An 18943-nucleotide genomic window follows, 5' to 3' on the forward strand; every position below is an offset into this window, starting at 1 on the left:
ACCAAGATCATTAGATGAGATTACCCTTCCACGAGGGAGTTCATGTGGATTGAAAGGAACCACCATGGCCACGTTTAACAAGCTCTGTGTATGATGTAGAATCCTGGCAAATTTTCCCCTATCGTTTCATCATTAATTTTTGATGTAAAAAATGCACCTTGGATGCAAACGTTTGCAATTTTTGGGTCTGGCGGCGTGTTCCGGCCGGAGATGAGCTTATTTGTGAATACTATTTAACCTTAGTTATGAAAACATCTGCCAAAATCCCGCCTGTCCGTAGCGGAAGCACAGTCATCACAAAAACGATCCCTGACAACCTGCTGAAAGCAATGCGACGGCTATAGCTCCGTCTGCCGGCTGTTTCCGGCTGCTTCTGCAATGTTGTCAACCTTTTATGCTGAGAAAATTCAGATTCCATGTTATACTCAACTCGCCTTGCGGGCACAGCCCTGCTATTCCTATTCATGCAATCGCCCGCTGCCGGAGCCGTGCCGGTTCGTGCAGGGGCGCCGTCCAGCCCCGACGGGTGGACCTTTTCGCCGCCTTATTCAGCGGCCCTTCCCATCGCGCCATTCCAGGCCGAACGGAAAGTTACCGGCGTCGTTACCGACGATACCGGAACGCCCATCCCCGGGGTGAACATACAGATCAAGGGCACGACCAAAGGCGTGCAAACCACCCCTGACGGAAGGTTCACCATCGCCGTGCCGGACGACAACACGATTCTTGTCTTTTCATTCATCGGCATGGTTACACGGGAGATCGCCGTTGGTAAACAGGTGGCGCTCAAAATCGCGCTCACCCCGAGCAGTACCACGCTCAACGAAGTAGTAGCGGTCGGCTACGGCTCGCAGAAAAAAGAAAGCGTGGTGGGCGCCATTTCCCAGGTCTCCAATAAAGAGCTCAAAAGAACCGGTAACGTACCCGACTTACGGGAAGCATTGGTCGGGCAAGTGCCCGGCCTGGTAGGCCTTACCTCCTCCGGCGAACCGGGCGGTATATTGACCGGCGAAAGCGCCACCAACCTGTTCATTCGCGGACAAACCACCTGGAACGGTGCACAGCCGCTGGTGCTGGTAGATGGCATCAAACGTAACATGAACGACATCGACGTGAACGACGTGGCCAGCATCTCCGTACTGAAAGACGCCTCCGCCACCGCCGTATTCGGTGTGGAAGGCGCCAACGGCGTGATCCTGATCACCACCAAACGCGGCAAGGCCGGCAAAACCTCGCTGAACTTCAACTACGTCGGCACCGCGAAAATGTTGTCCAAACAACCCGCCACGCTCGATTCCTACGCAGCCCTCGTGGCCCGCAACGAGATCATCGAACGCGAAGGCGTATTGAACGAATCTTCCTGGAACGATTACATGCCTTACAACATCGTTCAGCGTTACCAGAAACCGCAGACCGCGGAATATCAGCAGATCTACGCGAATGTTGACTGGCAGGACGCGCTGTACGACGACGTGGGTTTTTCCCACAAAGCCACCCTCAGCGCCAGCGGCGGCAGCAAAACGATCCAGTACTTCGGTTCCCTTACCTATCTGCACGAAGGGGACATGTTCAAATTCTACGACAACGGCAAAGGGTATGAGCCCAATTACAACTTCGACCGTTTTAATTTCAGAAGCAACATAGACATTAACCTTACTAAAACGACGGTATTCCGTCTCGGCCTTTCCGGCTTCTACAGCCTCAAAAACACCAACTTCAACAACGAAGGCAGCACCGGCCGCGGCGACGCATGGATGTGGCGCGCCACTTACGGCCTCGCACCGGACCTTTTCCTGCCCATGTATCCCAACGGCCGCTGGGGCGCCAACCAGGAAGGAGGCAACAATACGCTCAACCCGGCCGCGGTAGTATACAATCTCGGTATCCGCGAAACGCGCGCCACACAGCTGCTGTCTGATTTCGTGATAGAGCAGAACCTGGACTTCATCACCAAAGGCCTGTCCGCAAGGGCGTTGCTGTCGTCAGACAACAACATCCGCTCGGAAGGCGGTATTTACGATATACAAAACTCCGTGCGCCCGGCAGAAGCCAGAACGAACGTGGCTTTCCAGCAGATTTATCCTTTATTGTACGAAGGCCCGGACCAGGACCCTTCCGAATATACCGTGATGCTGCCGGTGAACGACGAGGAATACGACTGGGTATTGCAGCCCTGGACGATCAGGCAGGAAGACATCATTGCCGCCAACTGGGCCAGTTACATTCCCATCGACCGCCGCCTTACTTACCAGGGGCAATTGAACTACACACGCAAGTTCGGCGCGCACGACGTAACGGCCATGGGCCTTTTCAAACGTGAAGAGTACGCGCGGGGAAGCATGTTCAAAAACTATCGTGAAGACTGGGCTTTCCGCGCCACTTATAATTACAAACTCCGGTATTTCGTGGAAGGCAACGGCGCATACAATGGTTCCGAACAATTCGGCCCCGGCTACCGTTTTCACTTCTTCCCCTCCGTGGCGGTCGGCTGGTACATTTCCAACGAAAAATTCTTCAAGGTTAAATGGATCGATAAACTGAAACTGCGCGCCAACACAGGTACGATCGGTAACGACGATGTGGGCGGCGGCCGCTGGCTGTACGCTTCCGCTTATGCAACCGGCGGCAGGGCGCGCCTTACGGAAAAAACAGACGGGCAAAGCCCGTATAATTTCTACAGGACATCCGTGGTGGGCAACCCGGACATTCACTGGGAAACCGCGCAAAAAACCAACTATGGCCTCGAGCTGGATATGTTCCGTCAACTCATTTCCATCAACTTCGATTATTATACGCAGGACAGAACGGACATTCTCCTGGGAGGAACTTCACGCAGCGTGCCGCCTTTCTTTGGCATGACGCCGCCCAGCGCCAATCTCGGCAGGGTGAAGTCCAACGGTTTCGAAGTGGAAGTGCGCATCAACAAAGAACTGAACAAAGACCTGTTGTTATGGTCCAACGTATCGGTGACGCATAACAGGAACACCGTTATTTTCAGAGACGACCCGCCGCTGCAATACGATTACCTGAAAGCCGCGGGTTACCCGATCGGTCAGCAGCGCAGCCTCGTGAAATCCAAGATCTACCAGAACTGGGACGACGTGTATGCCAGCGTGCCAACGGAAAATAACGACATGCAGAAACTTCCGGGTTATTACGACCTCATGGACATGAATGCGGACGGCATCATCAAAAACAGCGACGACGTGGTGCCCGTGGGATATTCCGAAGTGCCGCAAAACACCGCCGTGGTAACGCTCGGCACCAACTGGAAAGACTTCAGCTTCCTGGTGTCTTTCTACGGCGTGAACAATGCCAGCAGGGTGATCAACTTCCCGAACTTCCAGAACTACACGAATATTCTGTACGGCGACGGCAATTACTGGTCGAAAGACAATCCCAACTCCGGCGTATTCCTGCCGCGTTGGAGAACGCAGGCGGAGAACATCGGCGATTATTATCTCTACGATGCCTCTTACATCCGCCTCAGAACCGTGGAATTCGCATACGATTTCAACAGCCGGTACTCCTGGATCAAACAGGTAGGTATCAATTCCATGCGGCTTTACCTCAACGGCAACAACCTGTTCTTCTGGTCTAAGCTCCCGGACGACAGGCAGGGCAGCTACTCCGGCGGCAATGCTACGGAAGGCGCTTATCCCACCGTGAAAAGGATCAACCTGGGTATTGAACTTTCCTTCTAAAAAAATGAACCATGAAGCATATTAAATTCTATATCGTTTTTTTCATCGCGGTGCTGTGCTCCAGCTCCTGCGAGAAGTACCTGGACAGGGCGCCGGAAGCTGATATCAGCGAAAGGGAAGTGTTCGGCAACTTCATCAGCTTCCAGGGGTTTGTGGAAGAGATGTACAACTGCATTATGGACCCCAACAAAGGCGGAGCCTGGAACGTGTACCTGTTTGCGGACGAAACGCTCAACAACTCTCCCTATAATTTCGACAACGGCAACTACTGGGGCGCCGAAGGGCTCTTTTACGGCCAGAATGTGAATACCACGGACAATAATCCCCGTTCCAAAAGAATATGGGAATATGCCTGGTACGCCATTGCAAAAGCCAATACCGCTATCGCCAGGATAGACCAGGATGGCCTGTTCCAGGGCACTGAAGAGGAAAAGAAGATCCTCAAGGGCCAGGCGCTTTTTTTCAGGGGATGGTTTTATTTCCAGATCGCGCAATACTGGGGCGGCATGCCTTATATCACGAGAGAGCTGAGCCCTACGGAAAGCCTGATCACCGAAGAATTCAACCGGCTTAATTTCCAGGAAACGGCGAAGAAGATGGCGGAAGATTTTCGTGCCGCCGCGGACCTGCTTCCCGCCAACTGGGACAACATTCCCGCCGGTGAAGCCACTTCCGGCCAGAACGCCACCAGGATCAATAAATACCATGCTTTGGGCTACCTGGGCAAGGCGCTGCTGTTTGCCGGCAGCCCGATGATCAACGAAGAAGCCACCGGCAGCAATTCCTTCGATCCCGCACTGTGCCAGCAGGCCGCGGAAGCGTTCGGCGAACTGCTTACGCTGGCGGACCAGACGGGCGATTACAAAATGCAGACCTGGAGCACCTGGACGGATAATTTCTGGCGCTGGAACAACGAACGCCCCGGCGGCACGGAAGTGATCATGGCGCCCACGATCTACGACAGGTCGCGCGTAAGATGGTCTACCCTCGGCGCCACCATGCCTTCGTCTTTCGGTCTGAATGCGGGCTCTTCCGCGGATGTGCCCACGCATAATTTCATAAAGAACTATGCCATGGCGAACGGTCTTCCCATTACGGACCCCGCTTCCGGGTACGATCCCAACGATCCCTGGACGGGCCGCGAGCCGCGGTTTTATAAAGACATCGTGGTGGACGGCGACAAAATATTCAGCTGCTCCTGCTCGGACGCAACGGCCCAGCTGTTCAACGGCGGCCGTCACCGTTCGCAGATACAGCCGCCCAGCGTAACGGGTTATTACGCCAAAAGATATTCCCCGATGGACGCGAGCTTCACCGTATCCAAAGCCAACGGCCTCCAGGCTTATGTGCCTTACCTGCGCCTGGCAGACATTTACCTGATGTATGCGGAAGCGGTGCTGTACGCGCAGAACGGGGGCACGCCGCAGGCCACTTCCGGCAATTACAGCCTCACGGCCGAAGGTGCAATGAATATTGTGCGCAACAGGGCGCAACTGCCCAATCTCGACGCGAAATTTACCGCCAACAAACAAGCGTTTTTCGAAGAGATCGTGCGGGAACGCGCCGTGGAACTGGCTTTTGAAGGCGCGCGTTTCCAGGACCTCCGCCGCTGGAACCGCAACGGCGACCCGCGTTACCTGGATAAAACCGCCATCGACTTCGATCGCGGCCCCGACGGCAAGCCTGTCAACCTCCACGAGAGACTGATCATCAGAAGAGTAGCGCTGAAGAAACACAACTGGCTGCCCTTACAGGTCAAATTCATCAACCTTTATCAAGGTTTCCCGCAAAACCCGGGATGGTAAATTTTCAGCATCAGATCAAAAAAATTGACAAATGAAATTCAGACATTCCATCATATTCACCTGCCTGAGCCTAATACTGCTCTGCATCCGCCCCGGCGCATCGGCGCAGGAAAAGGCGGTCAAGTCCCGGTTCACGCTTTTGGACGAAGCGGGGAAACCTGTAAAAAATGCGGACGTGTACAGCGGCAGCGCTTATGCGAAAAGCAATACGGAAGGGGTTTTCTCCATCGCCATAGACCCGGGCTCCAACCTGGTGGTGATCGCAAAGGGATTCCGCACGGCTTCCATCCCGTCTGCCGACATTTCGGAACAGCCCCGCATCACGCTTCATAAAGCGGATGTGATGTATGAAGAAGAAGGCAGAACGAACGTTGCTTTTATGAAAGCATACCAGGGAGACATCGTGGGCTCCGTTACCAAACTCGATGTGGGTGAGATCCAGAAATACGATCATACCATCCGCCTGATAGACGTGATCGCCGGCCGCTCGCTCGGCATGATCGGCAACGACCGCATCAGGGGCCTCGGCCGCGGCATCACCGTGGAGGATATTACGGGCTCCGGTACCGGCAGGACCGTATTTGTAGTAGACGGCCTTCCCCGCGACATCGACAATATGCGGCTGACCGAAGTGGAAAGCATCACCATCCTCAAAGATGTGAACAGCGCCATCCTGTACGGTTCAGACGCTGTGAACGGCGTTGTGCTCATCACCACCAAACGAGGCGAAGCCTTCAAAAAAAGATCCGATTTCAGCGTCAACTACGGCATTTCCGTGCCGAGGGCGCTGCCGAAATACCTGAACTCCGCGGACTACATGACCTATTTCAACCAGGCCCGCGCCAACGACGGTTTAAGCCCGCAGTTCACCGAAGAGACCATCGAAAATTTCAGGACCGGTAACAAATACCGTTACCCGGACGTGGATTATTATTCCGACGCTTACCTGCGTTCTTTCAAAAACTATTACGACCTGAACGGTGAATTTTCAGGCGGCAACAATGTGGCGCAATATTATGCGAACCTTGGGTGGAACACCGGCGGCAGCCTGCTGAACTTCGGCGAAGGCGCATCCGGCAGGAACAACCGGTTCAACGTGCGCGGCAACGTAGACCTGAAAGTGAACGACTGGATCAAAACCGCGGTAGACGTGGCCGGCGTATTCATTAACGACAAAGGCCCGCGCGGCAACTATTGGTCAGACGCCGCTTCCATCAGGCCGCATGAATATTCGCCGCTGCTGCCCATCGACCTGATCGATCCGAACAACGCATTGCTGGCGGGCCGCAAAAACGATGTGGACGACAAATACCTGCTCGGCGGCGCATCCAACCGGCTTACCACGCCCTTCGGCAACGGTTTTTCCGGCGGCTCCAACGAACGCGTATCCCGCAACTTCTCCTTCAACAACCGCGTAAATGTGAAGCTGGACAAAGTTACGCCGGGCCTGTCTTTCCACACCAACGTAAGCTTCGATTATTTCGTGACCTACGACCAGACGGTTGCCAACGAATATTCCGTGTACGAACCGGTGTGGAGCCCGACGGCAGACAGCATCGTGGACATTAAACAATACGGGAAAGATTCCAGGCCCGGCACGCAGGCTGTGGGCAACTCTTCTTTCCGCAGGAGGTTCGGCGCATACGGCATGCTCGGTTACGACAGGACCTTCAACGAACGTCATCACTTCACCGGATCGCTGCTCGGTTTCCTGGGCAATTACAAGGTGGAAGGCGACTTCCAGGGCGTAAAACTCGCACATGCCGGCTTCCGGCTCGGATATGCCTACGATAAACGTTTCCTGGTGGATTTCAGCAGCGCTTACGTGAGCTCCGTGAAACTGGCGGAAGGTAACCGCGGGCAGTTCTCTCCCTCCCTGGGCGTAGCCTGGGTGCTCAGCGAAGAAGATTTTCTTTCTTCCGCCAAAAACATCGACTATCTGAAACTGCGCGCATCTGCGGGTATCCTTAATTCAGATTTCCTGATCGACAACTTCTACCTGTACGACAACAGGTACGCGAACTCCGGCAGCTACAACTGGTACGAAGGAGGCAGAAGCCGCAACGGCATCGCTTCCAGCTGGGGCAGCAATCCCAATCTCGGTTATGCCCGTCGTAAAGAAGTGACGCTCGGCGTGGAAGGTCTTTTCTTCAACAAAGTGCTGGGCGTGACCGCGAACGTTTTCTACGACGTTTACGACAACCTTATCACCAAACCTACCACGCGTTACCCCAGTTTTTACACGGATTTCGTGCCGTATGAAAACTTCGGGGCGAACATGTACAAAGGCGTGGAGCTGGGCGTGGACGTTACGAAGAACTTCGGTAACTGGACCGTATTCGCAGGCGTGAATGTGTTGTATAACGTTTCCGAAGTGCGGAAGATGGACGAGGTATACAACAACGATTACCAATACAGGAAAGGCCATCCCACCGATGCGCGTTTCGGGCTGGAAGCGCTCGGGTTGTTCCAGGACGAAGCGGACATTGCCGCCAGCCCCGCACAAGCTTTCGGCGCGGTGCGGCCGGGAGATATCAAATACAAAGACCAGAACGGCGACAACATCGTGGACGAAAACGACGAAGTATATCTCAGCCGTTACCAGCAGCCCATTTCCGGCGGCCTGCAGATAAAGGTTTCTTACAAGAACCTTACGCTGTTCGCGCTGGGCGAGGCCAGTTACGGCGCGGAGGAATTTGTCAACAACAACTACTATTGGGTAGACGGGAATGACAAATATTCCGAATTGGTGCGCGGCGCGTGGACGCCTGAAACCAAAGCTACCGCCACGTTTCCCAGGCTCAGTTCACAAACCAACAGCAACAACCACCGCCAGTCTACCTTCTGGAAATACAAAAACGAATACTTCCAGATCCGCAGGGTGCAGCTGAGCTACGATATGCCTTCTTCCGTGAGCAAACTGCTGCTGATGAGGGCCCTTAACGTTTTCGTGGACGCCAGCAACCTTTATCAGTTCAGCCCCAGCAGGCAGATCCGCGAGCTGAACATCGGCGGTGAGCCCAGCTACCGCGTGTATTCCATTGGCCTGAACGCCAGCTTTTAATGACCGAAAAAAGAATGTTATGAAAATATTCAAAATACCGCTGTTCGTACTTGCCGCAAGCCTGTTGTGCTCCTGCGAAAAGCTCTTCAACCCGAACAACGATAACCACAGCACGCTGGACAGGGTGTATGTCGATCCCGCTTATGCGGAAGGGCTGCTCATCAAAGCGTATACCTACATCCCCACGAACGATTACCCGTACAACGAAATTGCGACCGACGACGCCGCCACCAACGATAAGTTCAGCGCGCATCTCCGGATGGCCACCGGCGGCTGGAGCGCTCTTTCAAACCCGGAAAGCCTTTGGGATAACGCCAACCGGGCGATCATGTACGCCAACCAGTTCCTGGACGTGGTGGAGATCGTTCCCTGGAAATACACCGATCCCCAGCTGAACGCCCTGTACATCCGCCGTCTGAAAGGCGAGGCGCTGGCATTGCGCGGCATGTTCAAATATTATCTCCTTCGAAACCACGGCGGTTATGGTTCAAACGGCGAACTGCTGGGTTTCCCGATCTATAACGAGTTCCTTGCTACCCCGGAACAATTCGCAACCCCGCGAAGCAGTTTTGCGGAAAGCCTGAAAAGCACGTACGACGACCTGGACAGCGCGCTGGCGCTGCTGTCTCCCGATTACGGGAACATCGGCAGCCCGATAGACCTGCCGCCCGGGTTCACCGATATCACAGACATCGACAAATACAACACCGTATTCGGCGAAGTTACCCAGCAGCGCATCAGCGGGCGCATCACCCTCGCAATAAAAGCGCGCACGGCGTTGCTGGCCGCCAGCCCCGCGTTCAATTCCGGCAACGACCCGCTGCTGTGGGAAAATGCCGCGAAACTGACCGCCGATGTGCTGGCCCAGATCGGCGGGATAGATGGTCTCGATCCTAAAGGAAATATATTTTATCTCAAGGCACAGGTAGACAATGCAAACCTTACCGCTGGCGATAAAATGGATATTCCCGAAATGCTCTGGCGCCGGCCGGTCTACACGAACCGCGTAAGAGAGCAGGATAATTTCCCGCCCACTTTGTTTGGAAGAGGAGAGATCAATCCCTCGCAGAACCTGGTAGACGCTTTCCCGATGAAAAACGGCTATCCCATTACCGAGGCGGCATCAGGTTTTGATGCGGCTAATCCTTACACCGGCAGGGACCCGCGGCTGGCTTTATACATCGTGTATAACGGCAGCAAAATGCGGAATACCACCATCAATACCGGCGTTGGCGCCGGAAACGACGGGCTGGACGCCTTGCCGAGCTCTACCCGTACGGGTTATTATCTTAAAAAGCTGTTGCGTGAAGACGTGAATGTCAATCCTGTTTCTACGTCTGACCAAAAACATTTTAACACGCATATCCGTTACACGGAACTTTTCCTGAATTACGCCGAAGCCGCCAACGAAGCCTGGGGCCCGGATGGTACGGGATCGCAGACGTATTCCGCAAGAAACGTAATAGCCGCCATCCGGAAACGCGCCGGCATTACGCAGCCGGACGATTACCTGCAGTCCGTATCCGGGAAAGACGCCATGCGCCAGCTGATACACAACGAAAGAAGGCTGGAGCTTTGTTTTGAAGGTTTCCGTTTCTGGGACCTTCGCCGCTGGAACGTAAGCCTCAACGAGCCGCTGAAAGGCGTGAAGATCGTCAATGGGACTTATGAGTATTTCACTGTTGAAGAGCGTGCGTATAACAACAGCTACATGCACTACGGGCCCCTTCCCGACCGTGAGATTTCCAAATTTAATCTCATCCAGAACAAGGGCTGGTAGTAACCATTCTAATATCTCTAAAGCTAGAAGCATGAAAAAGATTCTGATGATATTTGCGATTCTTGCATTGGGGCTGCACGCCTGCAAGAACTTTGAGATCACCCACCCGGACTTCAAGTATACTTCCGGTTTCTTTCCCTACCAGTTTCCCGTAAGAACCCTTGTTCTGGGAGATTATATCTTCGATAATACGAACGATAACAATCACCGGTTCGTGATATCCGCGCATCTCGGCGGCCTGTATGAGAACGATAAGGACAGGACGTTCGACATCGAGGTGGACAACCGGCTGGCGGACCGCCTGCTTTTCACCGCCAACGGCGATACCGTGCGCGCGTTGCCCGTGAAGTATTATACGCTCGGCTCCAGCAAGATCGTAATTCCTAAAGGCGAAATGCACGCAGGCGTTGTGGTGCAGCTGACGGACGAATTTTTTGAAGACCCGCAGGCCATTGCGCTGAACTATGTGGTGCCGATCAAACTGAAAGGCTCCAATGATGTGGATTCGATCCTGACGGGACAGTCCGACAATCCTGCCGCGGACCCGCGCCAGCCTGCCCAGTGGGCGGTTGCGCCGAAAGATTTCGCGATGTTCGGCATAAAGTTCATCAACGAATTTCACGCGTCTTACTTCCATTACGGGCACAGCGAAGTGAAGGATGCGTCGAACACCGTGCTGGAAGACACCGTTTATGAAAACAGATTTCTAACCAGCAACCCTATTACAAGGCTTGCCACTACAGGCCGGCAGCAGGTATCCACCACCATTTTTCTCCGGTCTTCGGTAATGACCGGCGATGTGACCATGCTGCTGAGCTTTAATGGCAACAATTGCACGATATCTGCGCCCACTGGCGCGGGGTATACCATTACCGGCACCGGGGAGTTTAAAAAAGAAGCCTATGAATGGGGCGGTAAACCGCGGAACGGCATTGTGCTGAACTATACCGTATCACGCGGCGGACAAACATATACGGCCAGCGATGTACTGGTAGTGCGCGACAGGGAAGTGGTGATGGAAACCTACCAGCCGGTGGCCTATTGATTTTTTTTTTTGAATGTAACGCTTAGAACTAAGAGGGACTGCCTGTCAAGGTAGTTCCTTTTTTATGCGGTATGCAAACTCCGGCTGGCGGGCCGTGCGGTTCAAATTCCTTATCTTGTTATTGCTTTCAACAAGACGGCGTTTATGCAAAGACGGGATTTCCTTAAAAATTCACTGGTAACGGCAACGGGCATGTTGATCTGGCCGGCGTTGAGCCGTGGGAACAATACGGAAGAAGAGCCGGACGCGTCAATTTTTTTGCGCCCGCCGGCGCGTTACCGCCCACAGGTGCTTTGGATGTGGCTGAATGGTCATGTAACGGAAGAAGGCATCCGCAAAGACCTGGAAACGATGCTGCAGATGGGGCTTGGCGGCGCATTGTTGTTTAATGTCGAAGCCGCGGTGCCGCGAGGGCCGGTGGATATGGGCAGTGACGCATGGCGCGGCATGTTAATATACACCCTGCGGGAAGCGCAACGATTACAGCTCGGCATCACTTTGCATAATTCAGCCGGGTTTTCCGGTACGGGCGGCGCATTTGTGAAGCCTGAACAAAACATGCAGCAATTGGTGTGGCGTACGCTGCCCGCAGTGCAGGGCAAAGACCGTTATCTCATCCCGCAGCCTTTCACCAAACTCGGTTTTTACCGCGACATTGCCGTACTGGCTTTTCCCGAGGCGCCTGTTCCGCCGCTGCTGAAATTATGGCTGAACGGGAAAGAAGAAAACGCGGAACATTTTATCGATCAAAATCCCGAAACCGCCCTGCGCTTGGAAAAAACTGGCAACATCGTTTTTGAATTTGCAGCGGAAGGAATATTCCAGTCCGTGACCATCTGGCGCAAGCCCGAGCTGCGGCCCGATGTGTACGACGGCCCGCCTGACAGCCCGCCCATTCTACAGCTGGAAAGCTCCAACGACGGGCGGCAATATTCCGTGGTTTGTGATATCGTGATGCCGCAATTGCGGAAAATGAACGCGCCCGGGGCGGCGGTTTTCCCGGCGGTGAAAGCAAAATTTTTCCGGCTGCGCACCAACATCGGCACCTGGCTGGCCGGCGTGCGATGGCACGCGCATGCGGGTGTGCACAACTGGCCGGGTAAAGCCAATTTTTACCAACATGTGCCGGAAGGCACGCCGGTGGTGAATGCGGACGAAGGGATCGATAAAGACCAGGTACTGGATCTCACTAACTTACTGCAACCCGACGGTTCGCTGCAATGGAATCCGCCGGCCGGTCACTGGACGATACTGCGCATCGGGCACACACCCACCGGTCAGCTGGGCGCATCGCAACCCGATGCCGCGGCGGGGCCCGAACTGGACAAATTGAGCCGTCAGGCGGTAGACGATTGGTTCCGGCATATGGACGAATACCTGTTCAACGATCTGCGACCGTATACATCGCTGCGCGGCCTGGAGATCGACAGCTGGGAAGTAGGCGTGCAAAACTGGACACAGCACATGCCCGGTGATTTTTTTGAACAAAACCGCTACGACATCACGCAATGGTTGCCCGCCCTGACGGGTCGTATCATAAACAACGCGGCGGATACCAACGCGTTCCTGTTCGATTTCAGGCGCACGCAGGCCACATTGGTGGCGACGGAATATTATGGCGGCTTTAAAGCGCATTGCGCGGCCAAAGGCTGGCATTTGTGGGGAGAGCCCTATGGAGACGGGATGTTCGACAGCCTGCAGGTCTCCCAGGCGCTGGACCTTCCCATGGGCGAGTTCTGGGCGAGGTATGTTCCCGGCACCATGAACACGATCAGCGTGGCGCTTTCGGCAGGCCATGCCGCGGGCAAACGCGTGATCGGCGCGGAAGCGTTTACGGGCTGGCCGGAAACTTCCCGCTGGACTGAATATCCTTACGCGCTTAAAGTGCAGGGCGATCATATGTATTCGCTCGGCATCAACCAGCTGATGTTTCATGTAATGGTGCATCAGCCTTACCTGCACGGCGTTCCGGGCTTCTGTATGGGGCCTTACGGCTCGCATTTCGACCGTACGAACACCTGGGCCGCTCTTGCCGGTGGATGGACGGAGTATCTCACCCGTGCGCAATACCTTTTACAACAGGGACATTATATCGCCGATTTTGTTTTTTTTAAAGGAGAAGAGCCATCCGCTTCCATTCCCGACATCGATCACGTATCGCCGACAAATCCCACCGGGTATGGCGCCGACGTGATCGGGCCGGACGCGCTGTTCCGCGATATCCGCATCGACGGGCGCAAAATCGTTTTTCCCGGTGGCATGACGTACAGGGTGATGGTGGTGATCCAATTGAAGGAAATTTCATTGCCGGTGTTGCAAAAACTGAAAACGCTCGTGGAAGAAGGCATGCTGCTGGCGTTGAACGGCAAGCCGGAAGCCGCGCCGGGCCTGGGTGGAGACGCTTCCGCACTGCAGGCGCTAACGGATGAAATGTGGGGAGACCTGGACGGTATTACGGTCAAAGAACGCCGGTTGGGCAAAGGGACTATCTTCAGGGGGAAATTATTGGCCGATATTATACAACTGCCGCCGGACTTCAGCTACACCGCTACCCGCCGCGATGCCGCGATCCGTTTTACGCATCGCCGTACTTCCAACACAGATATTTATTTCGTCAGCAACCGCCTGCGCCGCCACGAACATGTGACCGCCGAATTTCGGGTGAAAGGAATGTTACCCGAGCTGTGGAATGCGGAAGATGGCAGCGTTACGGAAGCGGCCATGTATGAGCCCACGGAAAACGGCATCCGTATGCCGCTGGCGTTTACACCGGCCGGCTCCTGGATGGTGGTATTCCGCAAACCCTTGCCAGGTAAAGGAATTGAAACATTGACGAAAAACGGTGAGTTACTTGTTTCCACGCAACCTGCCATTATGCCGCCCGCCACGCAATGGGCGCAGCTGCGGCAAACATTTTCGATGGAAGTATGGATCAAACCGGATACTTACGCCATGCCCGGTAAAGGGTATGTGGTGTATCCCGCGGAAGGCGAAGACATTGCCGGGAAAGGTTTTGCCACCGCCGGTATTGCCGCAGGGCAAAATGTGGTCCGCCTCTGCGAACGCACAAAAGGCGCCGCTTATTTTTCGAAAGACGTAGTGGCTTTGCATCAACCCGTCTCCGGCTGGACGCATGTAGTGGCCGTGTACAACGAAGGCGCGCCATCGTTATACATCAACGGCAAACTCGCCGGCGGCGCTGCGGCCGGTGAGCATACCGTGATCCCCGGTATTGGCACCAAACCCACCGGCGAACTGCATTCCAGCGCATTCGAAGGAAATGCCACCGAACCGAAACTCTACCGCGAAGCGCTCAGTCCGCAGGAAGTAGCGGCATTGTACGCCGCAAAATTGCCTGCGCCCGAATTACCCGAAGGCCTTTCATTGCAACGGCAGGGCAATACGATCAAAGCGCTGGCGTGGCAGAATGGAATTTATCAATTAGACGAGCATCAAATAAAAGTGGATCAATGCGCCGTGCAAACCGTGAAAGGCGCATGGCAGCTTCATTTCGAGCCGGATCGCGGCGCGCCGCCTGTGATCAGTCTTCCCCAGCTCCTTTCTCTCCGTTTGCACAACGATTTCAACGTGCGGCATTTTTCCGGCGTAGTGACGTATAGAAAACGCATCACCGTTACGCCCGCATCGCTGCAAAAAAACAAACGTATCTTCCTCGACCTCGGCAGGGTGGAAGTAATAGCCCGGGTGAATGTAAACGGCAAAGATGCGGGCCTGCTCTGGAAAGAACCTTACCGCCTCGATATTACACAATTCGCCCGGCCCGGGGAAAACAACATCAGCATACAAGTCGCTACGCTCTGGCCGAACCGCCAAATCGGAGATGAACAACTGCCGCCGGAAAATTCATTTACGACCACGAATTACGTCGCCGCATTGCCGGAATGGTTTGTTCGGAACGAACGCAAACCGGGCCGGCGCATCACTTTCGCCACCTGGAATAATTATAAACCGGAAGACCCGTTACTGGAAGCGGGATTGCTGGGGCCGGTAAGATTGATCACGGCCTGGGAGCAGCATTTCGTTCAACATTGACCCCGAACCCCAAACCATAACATTGTCCATTTTTATAGTGGTTTTATCCATTTCATAAAACAACTTCCCACAATACATTTATGTTCATTAAACGCAGACTGAGAGTGCCTGCGAGGACTGCCGTAGTGTATAGATAAGCTTTTCACGTTCGCATTATTTACCCGTTTTATAATTCCACTATCTCCCCCGGGGAATCGGTACAAATGTTCCACAGCTTCATAATTCATTAATACCTCACTGTTAAATTTCAACCAATGATCCTTTTTTTGCATGGCAGCAACTCTGCGACCGGTTTTTGTAAACGCATCACCGGGCTGTTCCTGTCATTCCTCCTCGCTGTGTCCGCCAGCGCTGCCGCGGCGGACCCTGTTACCGTCAAGGGTAAAGTTACCGACGAAGAAGGTTTGCCGCTGCCAGGCGTTACCGTGGTGGCAAAAGGCACCTCCGCCGGCACGGTTACCAATGTGGATGGCATATACCAGCTGAAAGTGCCCGAGGGCGCAACGATGCTGGTCTTCAAATTTCTCGGCATGCAGGAACAGGAGATCAGCATCGGCAAAAGAACAGTGATCGACGTGGTGATGTCGTCCGCCGCGCAGAACCTGGAAACCGCTATCGTAGTCGGTTACGGCACCCAGAAAAAAGCAAACTTAACGGGCGCCGTCTCTACCATCAGTTCCAAAGCGCTCGAAGCAAGGCCCGTTTCGAACGTGGCGCAGGCCTTGCAGGGCGTGTCTCCCGGGCTGAACATCTCGCAGAGCGGGGCGTTGGCGGGCAGCATGGAAAACCGGCCCTCGATCAATATCCGCGGCGTGGGCACCATCGGCCAGGGCTCCAGCGCGGCGCCACTCATCCTCATCGACGGGATGGAAGGGGACATTAACGCCGTGAGCCCGCAGGACATCGATAACATTTCGGTGCTGAAAGACGCGGCTGCTTCTTCCATCTACGGTTCCCGCGCGCCTTTCGGCGTGATCCTCATCACCACCAAACAGGGAAAAGCGGGCAAAACGATCGTCAACGCCAGCTACAACTACCGCTCCAGCCGTCCCGTGCTGCTTCCTAAAATGCTCGATTCGTACACCTTCGCCACATATTTCAACGACGCGAACGTGAACTCCGGGCGGGGCGTGTATTTCACGCCGGAACGCATGCAGCGCATCCGCGATTTTATGGACGGGAAGATCACCACCACTATCATCCCAAGGCCCGGCCAGCCGAACCTTTGGGCAGACGGCTATTATGAAGGCAACGATAACATAGACTGGTACAAAGCCATCTACAAGCCGCATTCGCCCGCAAACGAATACTCACTGAGCGCAAGCGGCGGAAAAGAAAACATCACTTATTTTCTTTCGGGCAATTACCTCGACCAGACCGGGTTTATGCGTTTCGGCGGAGACGAGTTCAAACGGTACAACCTCACGGCGAGGATCAACGCGAAATTGTCTGAATGGGCGTCCCTCACGTTTATCCAGCGTTTCAGCCGCGAAGAATTCGAGCGGCCCAGCACCATGACCAACGCGCTGAACCAGCTGATCGGCACGCAGGGCTGGCCGATGCTGCCGTTGTACGACAACAACGGCTTCCTCTACGATTCACCTTCACCCGCACTTGGCCTGCAGGAAGGCGGGCGCGGCGCCAAACAATATGACGCAAATTCGCAGCAATTGAAACTGACCATCGAGCCGCTGGCCGGCTGGAAGATTTTTGCTGATCTGAACTATAGCGTCAATAACGATTTTTATCACTGGGACATCCAGCAGCTGTTCAATCACGATGTGGCCGGCAAACCTTACGTGTACAAAAATGCAGCGCATGTACACGAAGAAGCGGGACGCACCAATTACCTGAACACGAACATTTACACGGAATACACGCGGCAATTCGGCGCGCATAATTTTAAGGTGCTGGCCGGCATGCAAACGGAAGTGACCAAAACAAGATGGTTCACCGCGCAGCGCGAAGGCCTTATTGTACCGTCGCTGCCCGTGCTGGACCTGACTTCCGGCAACGATGCGTCGGGCAAGCCCGTGCCGCCGATTGCGGGCGGCAACAACCAGAAATGGGCCACGCAGGGTTATTTCGCGCGTTTGAATTATGATTACAAAGGGAAATATCTGCTCGAAGCGAACCTGCGCTATGACGGCTCTTCCCGCTTCCGGTCAGACATGCGCTGGTTCTATTCTCCCTCTGTGTCCGCCGGCTGGAACCTCGACAAAGAACCGTTCTGGCAACCGCTGGAAAAGTATGTGCCGTTCTTCAAAATAAGAGGCTCAGTGGGTGAGCTGGGCAATCAGAATACAACAGACTGGTACCCGACCTACGTAACAATGCCCACGGGCAATTCCAACGGCATCTGGCTGGTGAACGGCGCCAAACCGAACACCGCTTCCGCACCGGGGCTCATCAGCTCCAATCTTTCCTGGGAAAGGATACGGACGTGGAACGTGGGCGTAGACGCGGGTTTCTTCAACAACAGGCTGGGCGTTACGGTGGAATATTACACCCGCCGCACGCTGAACATGATCGGCCCCGCGCCCGAATTGCCTGTGATCCTCGGCACGGACGTTCCGCGCGCGAACAATACGGACCTTACCACCAAAGGCTGGGAGCTGGAAGTGAACTGGAAAGACCAGTTCAGCAACGGCCTGGGTTATAACGTGCGTGTTTCGCTCTACGATTCCCGTACGGAGATCACCCGTTACCCCAATCCCACCGGCAGCCTGAGCACTTACATCGCCAGTCATATGATGGGCGAGATATGGGGATACCAAACGGTTGGCATCGCGAAAACGCAGCAGGAAATGGATGATCACCTGAAAAGCCTGCCCAACGGCGGACAGGATGCGCTCGGCAACAACTGGAAAGCCGGCGATCTGATGTTTGCCGATCTGAACGGCGATGGCAGGATTTCCAACGGCGCCAATACCATCACCGATCATGGAGACCTGGTGCTGATCGGCAACAACTCGCCACGTTACCTGTTTGGCGCGGAAGTAGGCGCGAACTGGAAGAACGTTGATTTCAGGGCGTTTTTCCAGGGCGTGCTGAAACGCGATTTTTTCCAGAACAGTTATTATTTCTGGGGCGTGTCTTCCAGCATTTACGGCTCCGTTGGGTTGAAAGAACACGCGGACTATTTCCGCGACGATCCTGATCATCCGCTGGGACAGAACCTCGACGCGTATTATCCCCGCCCGCTGATCAGCAACAAAAACCAGGTAGCGCAAACGCGGTACATGCAGAATGCGGCTTACCTGCGGTTGAAAAACCTCCAGGTGGGTTATACGCTGCCTTCCGCGATCACGCGAAGGATCGGCATTCAGAAAATACGGGCATATGTTTCCGGCGAAAATTTATTCACCATCACAAAAATGTCCACCATGTTCGATCCCGAAACGGTGGACGGCGGTTATGGTGGGAACGTGTACCCCTTGTTTAAAGTGTACGCCGCCGGACTGAATGTAACTTTTTGAACCTTGTCTCAAA

7 protein-coding genes are annotated in these 18943 nt (G+C 54.5%); all 7 read left to right on the forward strand.

Annotated features, from left to right (window positions below; translation table 11 throughout):
* The first annotated feature begins 416 nt into the window (after positions 1–416).
* The 7 genes from J7I43_RS21030 (at position 417) to J7I43_RS21060 (ending at position 18930) form a co-directional block, all read left to right on the forward strand.
* Positions 417–3704, forward strand: coding sequence for a SusC/RagA family TonB-linked outer membrane protein (locus J7I43_RS21030; protein WP_209147837.1), 3288 nt, complete (start codon positions 417–419; stop codon positions 3702–3704).
* An 11-nt stretch (positions 3705–3715) separates the two neighbouring features.
* On the forward strand, positions 3716–5509 hold the full coding sequence (locus J7I43_RS21035) for a RagB/SusD family nutrient uptake outer membrane protein (RefSeq protein WP_209147838.1): 1794 nt from the start codon (positions 3716–3718) through the stop codon (positions 5507–5509).
* Positions 5510–5540: 31 nt separating this feature from the next.
* A complete protein-coding gene (locus J7I43_RS21040) occupies positions 5541–8573 on the forward strand; it encodes a SusC/RagA family TonB-linked outer membrane protein (protein ID WP_209147839.1) in 3033 nt (1010 codons plus the stop codon).
* Positions 8574–8592: 19 nt separating this feature from the next.
* On the forward strand, positions 8593–10353 hold the full coding sequence (locus J7I43_RS21045) for a RagB/SusD family nutrient uptake outer membrane protein (protein ID WP_209147840.1): 1761 nt from the start codon (positions 8593–8595) through the stop codon (positions 10351–10353).
* 31 nt (positions 10354–10384) lie between these two features.
* Positions 10385–11398, forward strand: coding sequence for a DUF5627 domain-containing protein (locus J7I43_RS21050; protein ID WP_209147841.1), 1014 nt, complete (start codon positions 10385–10387; stop codon positions 11396–11398).
* Between the two features lie 144 nt (positions 11399–11542).
* A complete protein-coding gene (locus J7I43_RS21055) occupies positions 11543–15451 on the forward strand; it encodes a glycosyl hydrolase (RefSeq protein WP_209147842.1) in 3909 nt (1302 codons plus the stop codon).
* Positions 15452–15705: 254 nt separating this feature from the next.
* Positions 15706–18930: a SusC/RagA family TonB-linked outer membrane protein gene (locus J7I43_RS21060; protein WP_209147843.1), complete on the forward strand. Its 3225-nt coding sequence runs from the start codon at positions 15706–15708 to the stop codon at positions 18928–18930.
* Positions 18931–18943 lie beyond the last annotated feature (13 nt).

It is taken from the genome of Chitinophaga chungangae, from assembly GCF_017742215.1.
Taxonomy (GTDB): Bacteria; Bacteroidota; Bacteroidia; order Chitinophagales; family Chitinophagaceae; genus Chitinophaga; species Chitinophaga chungangae.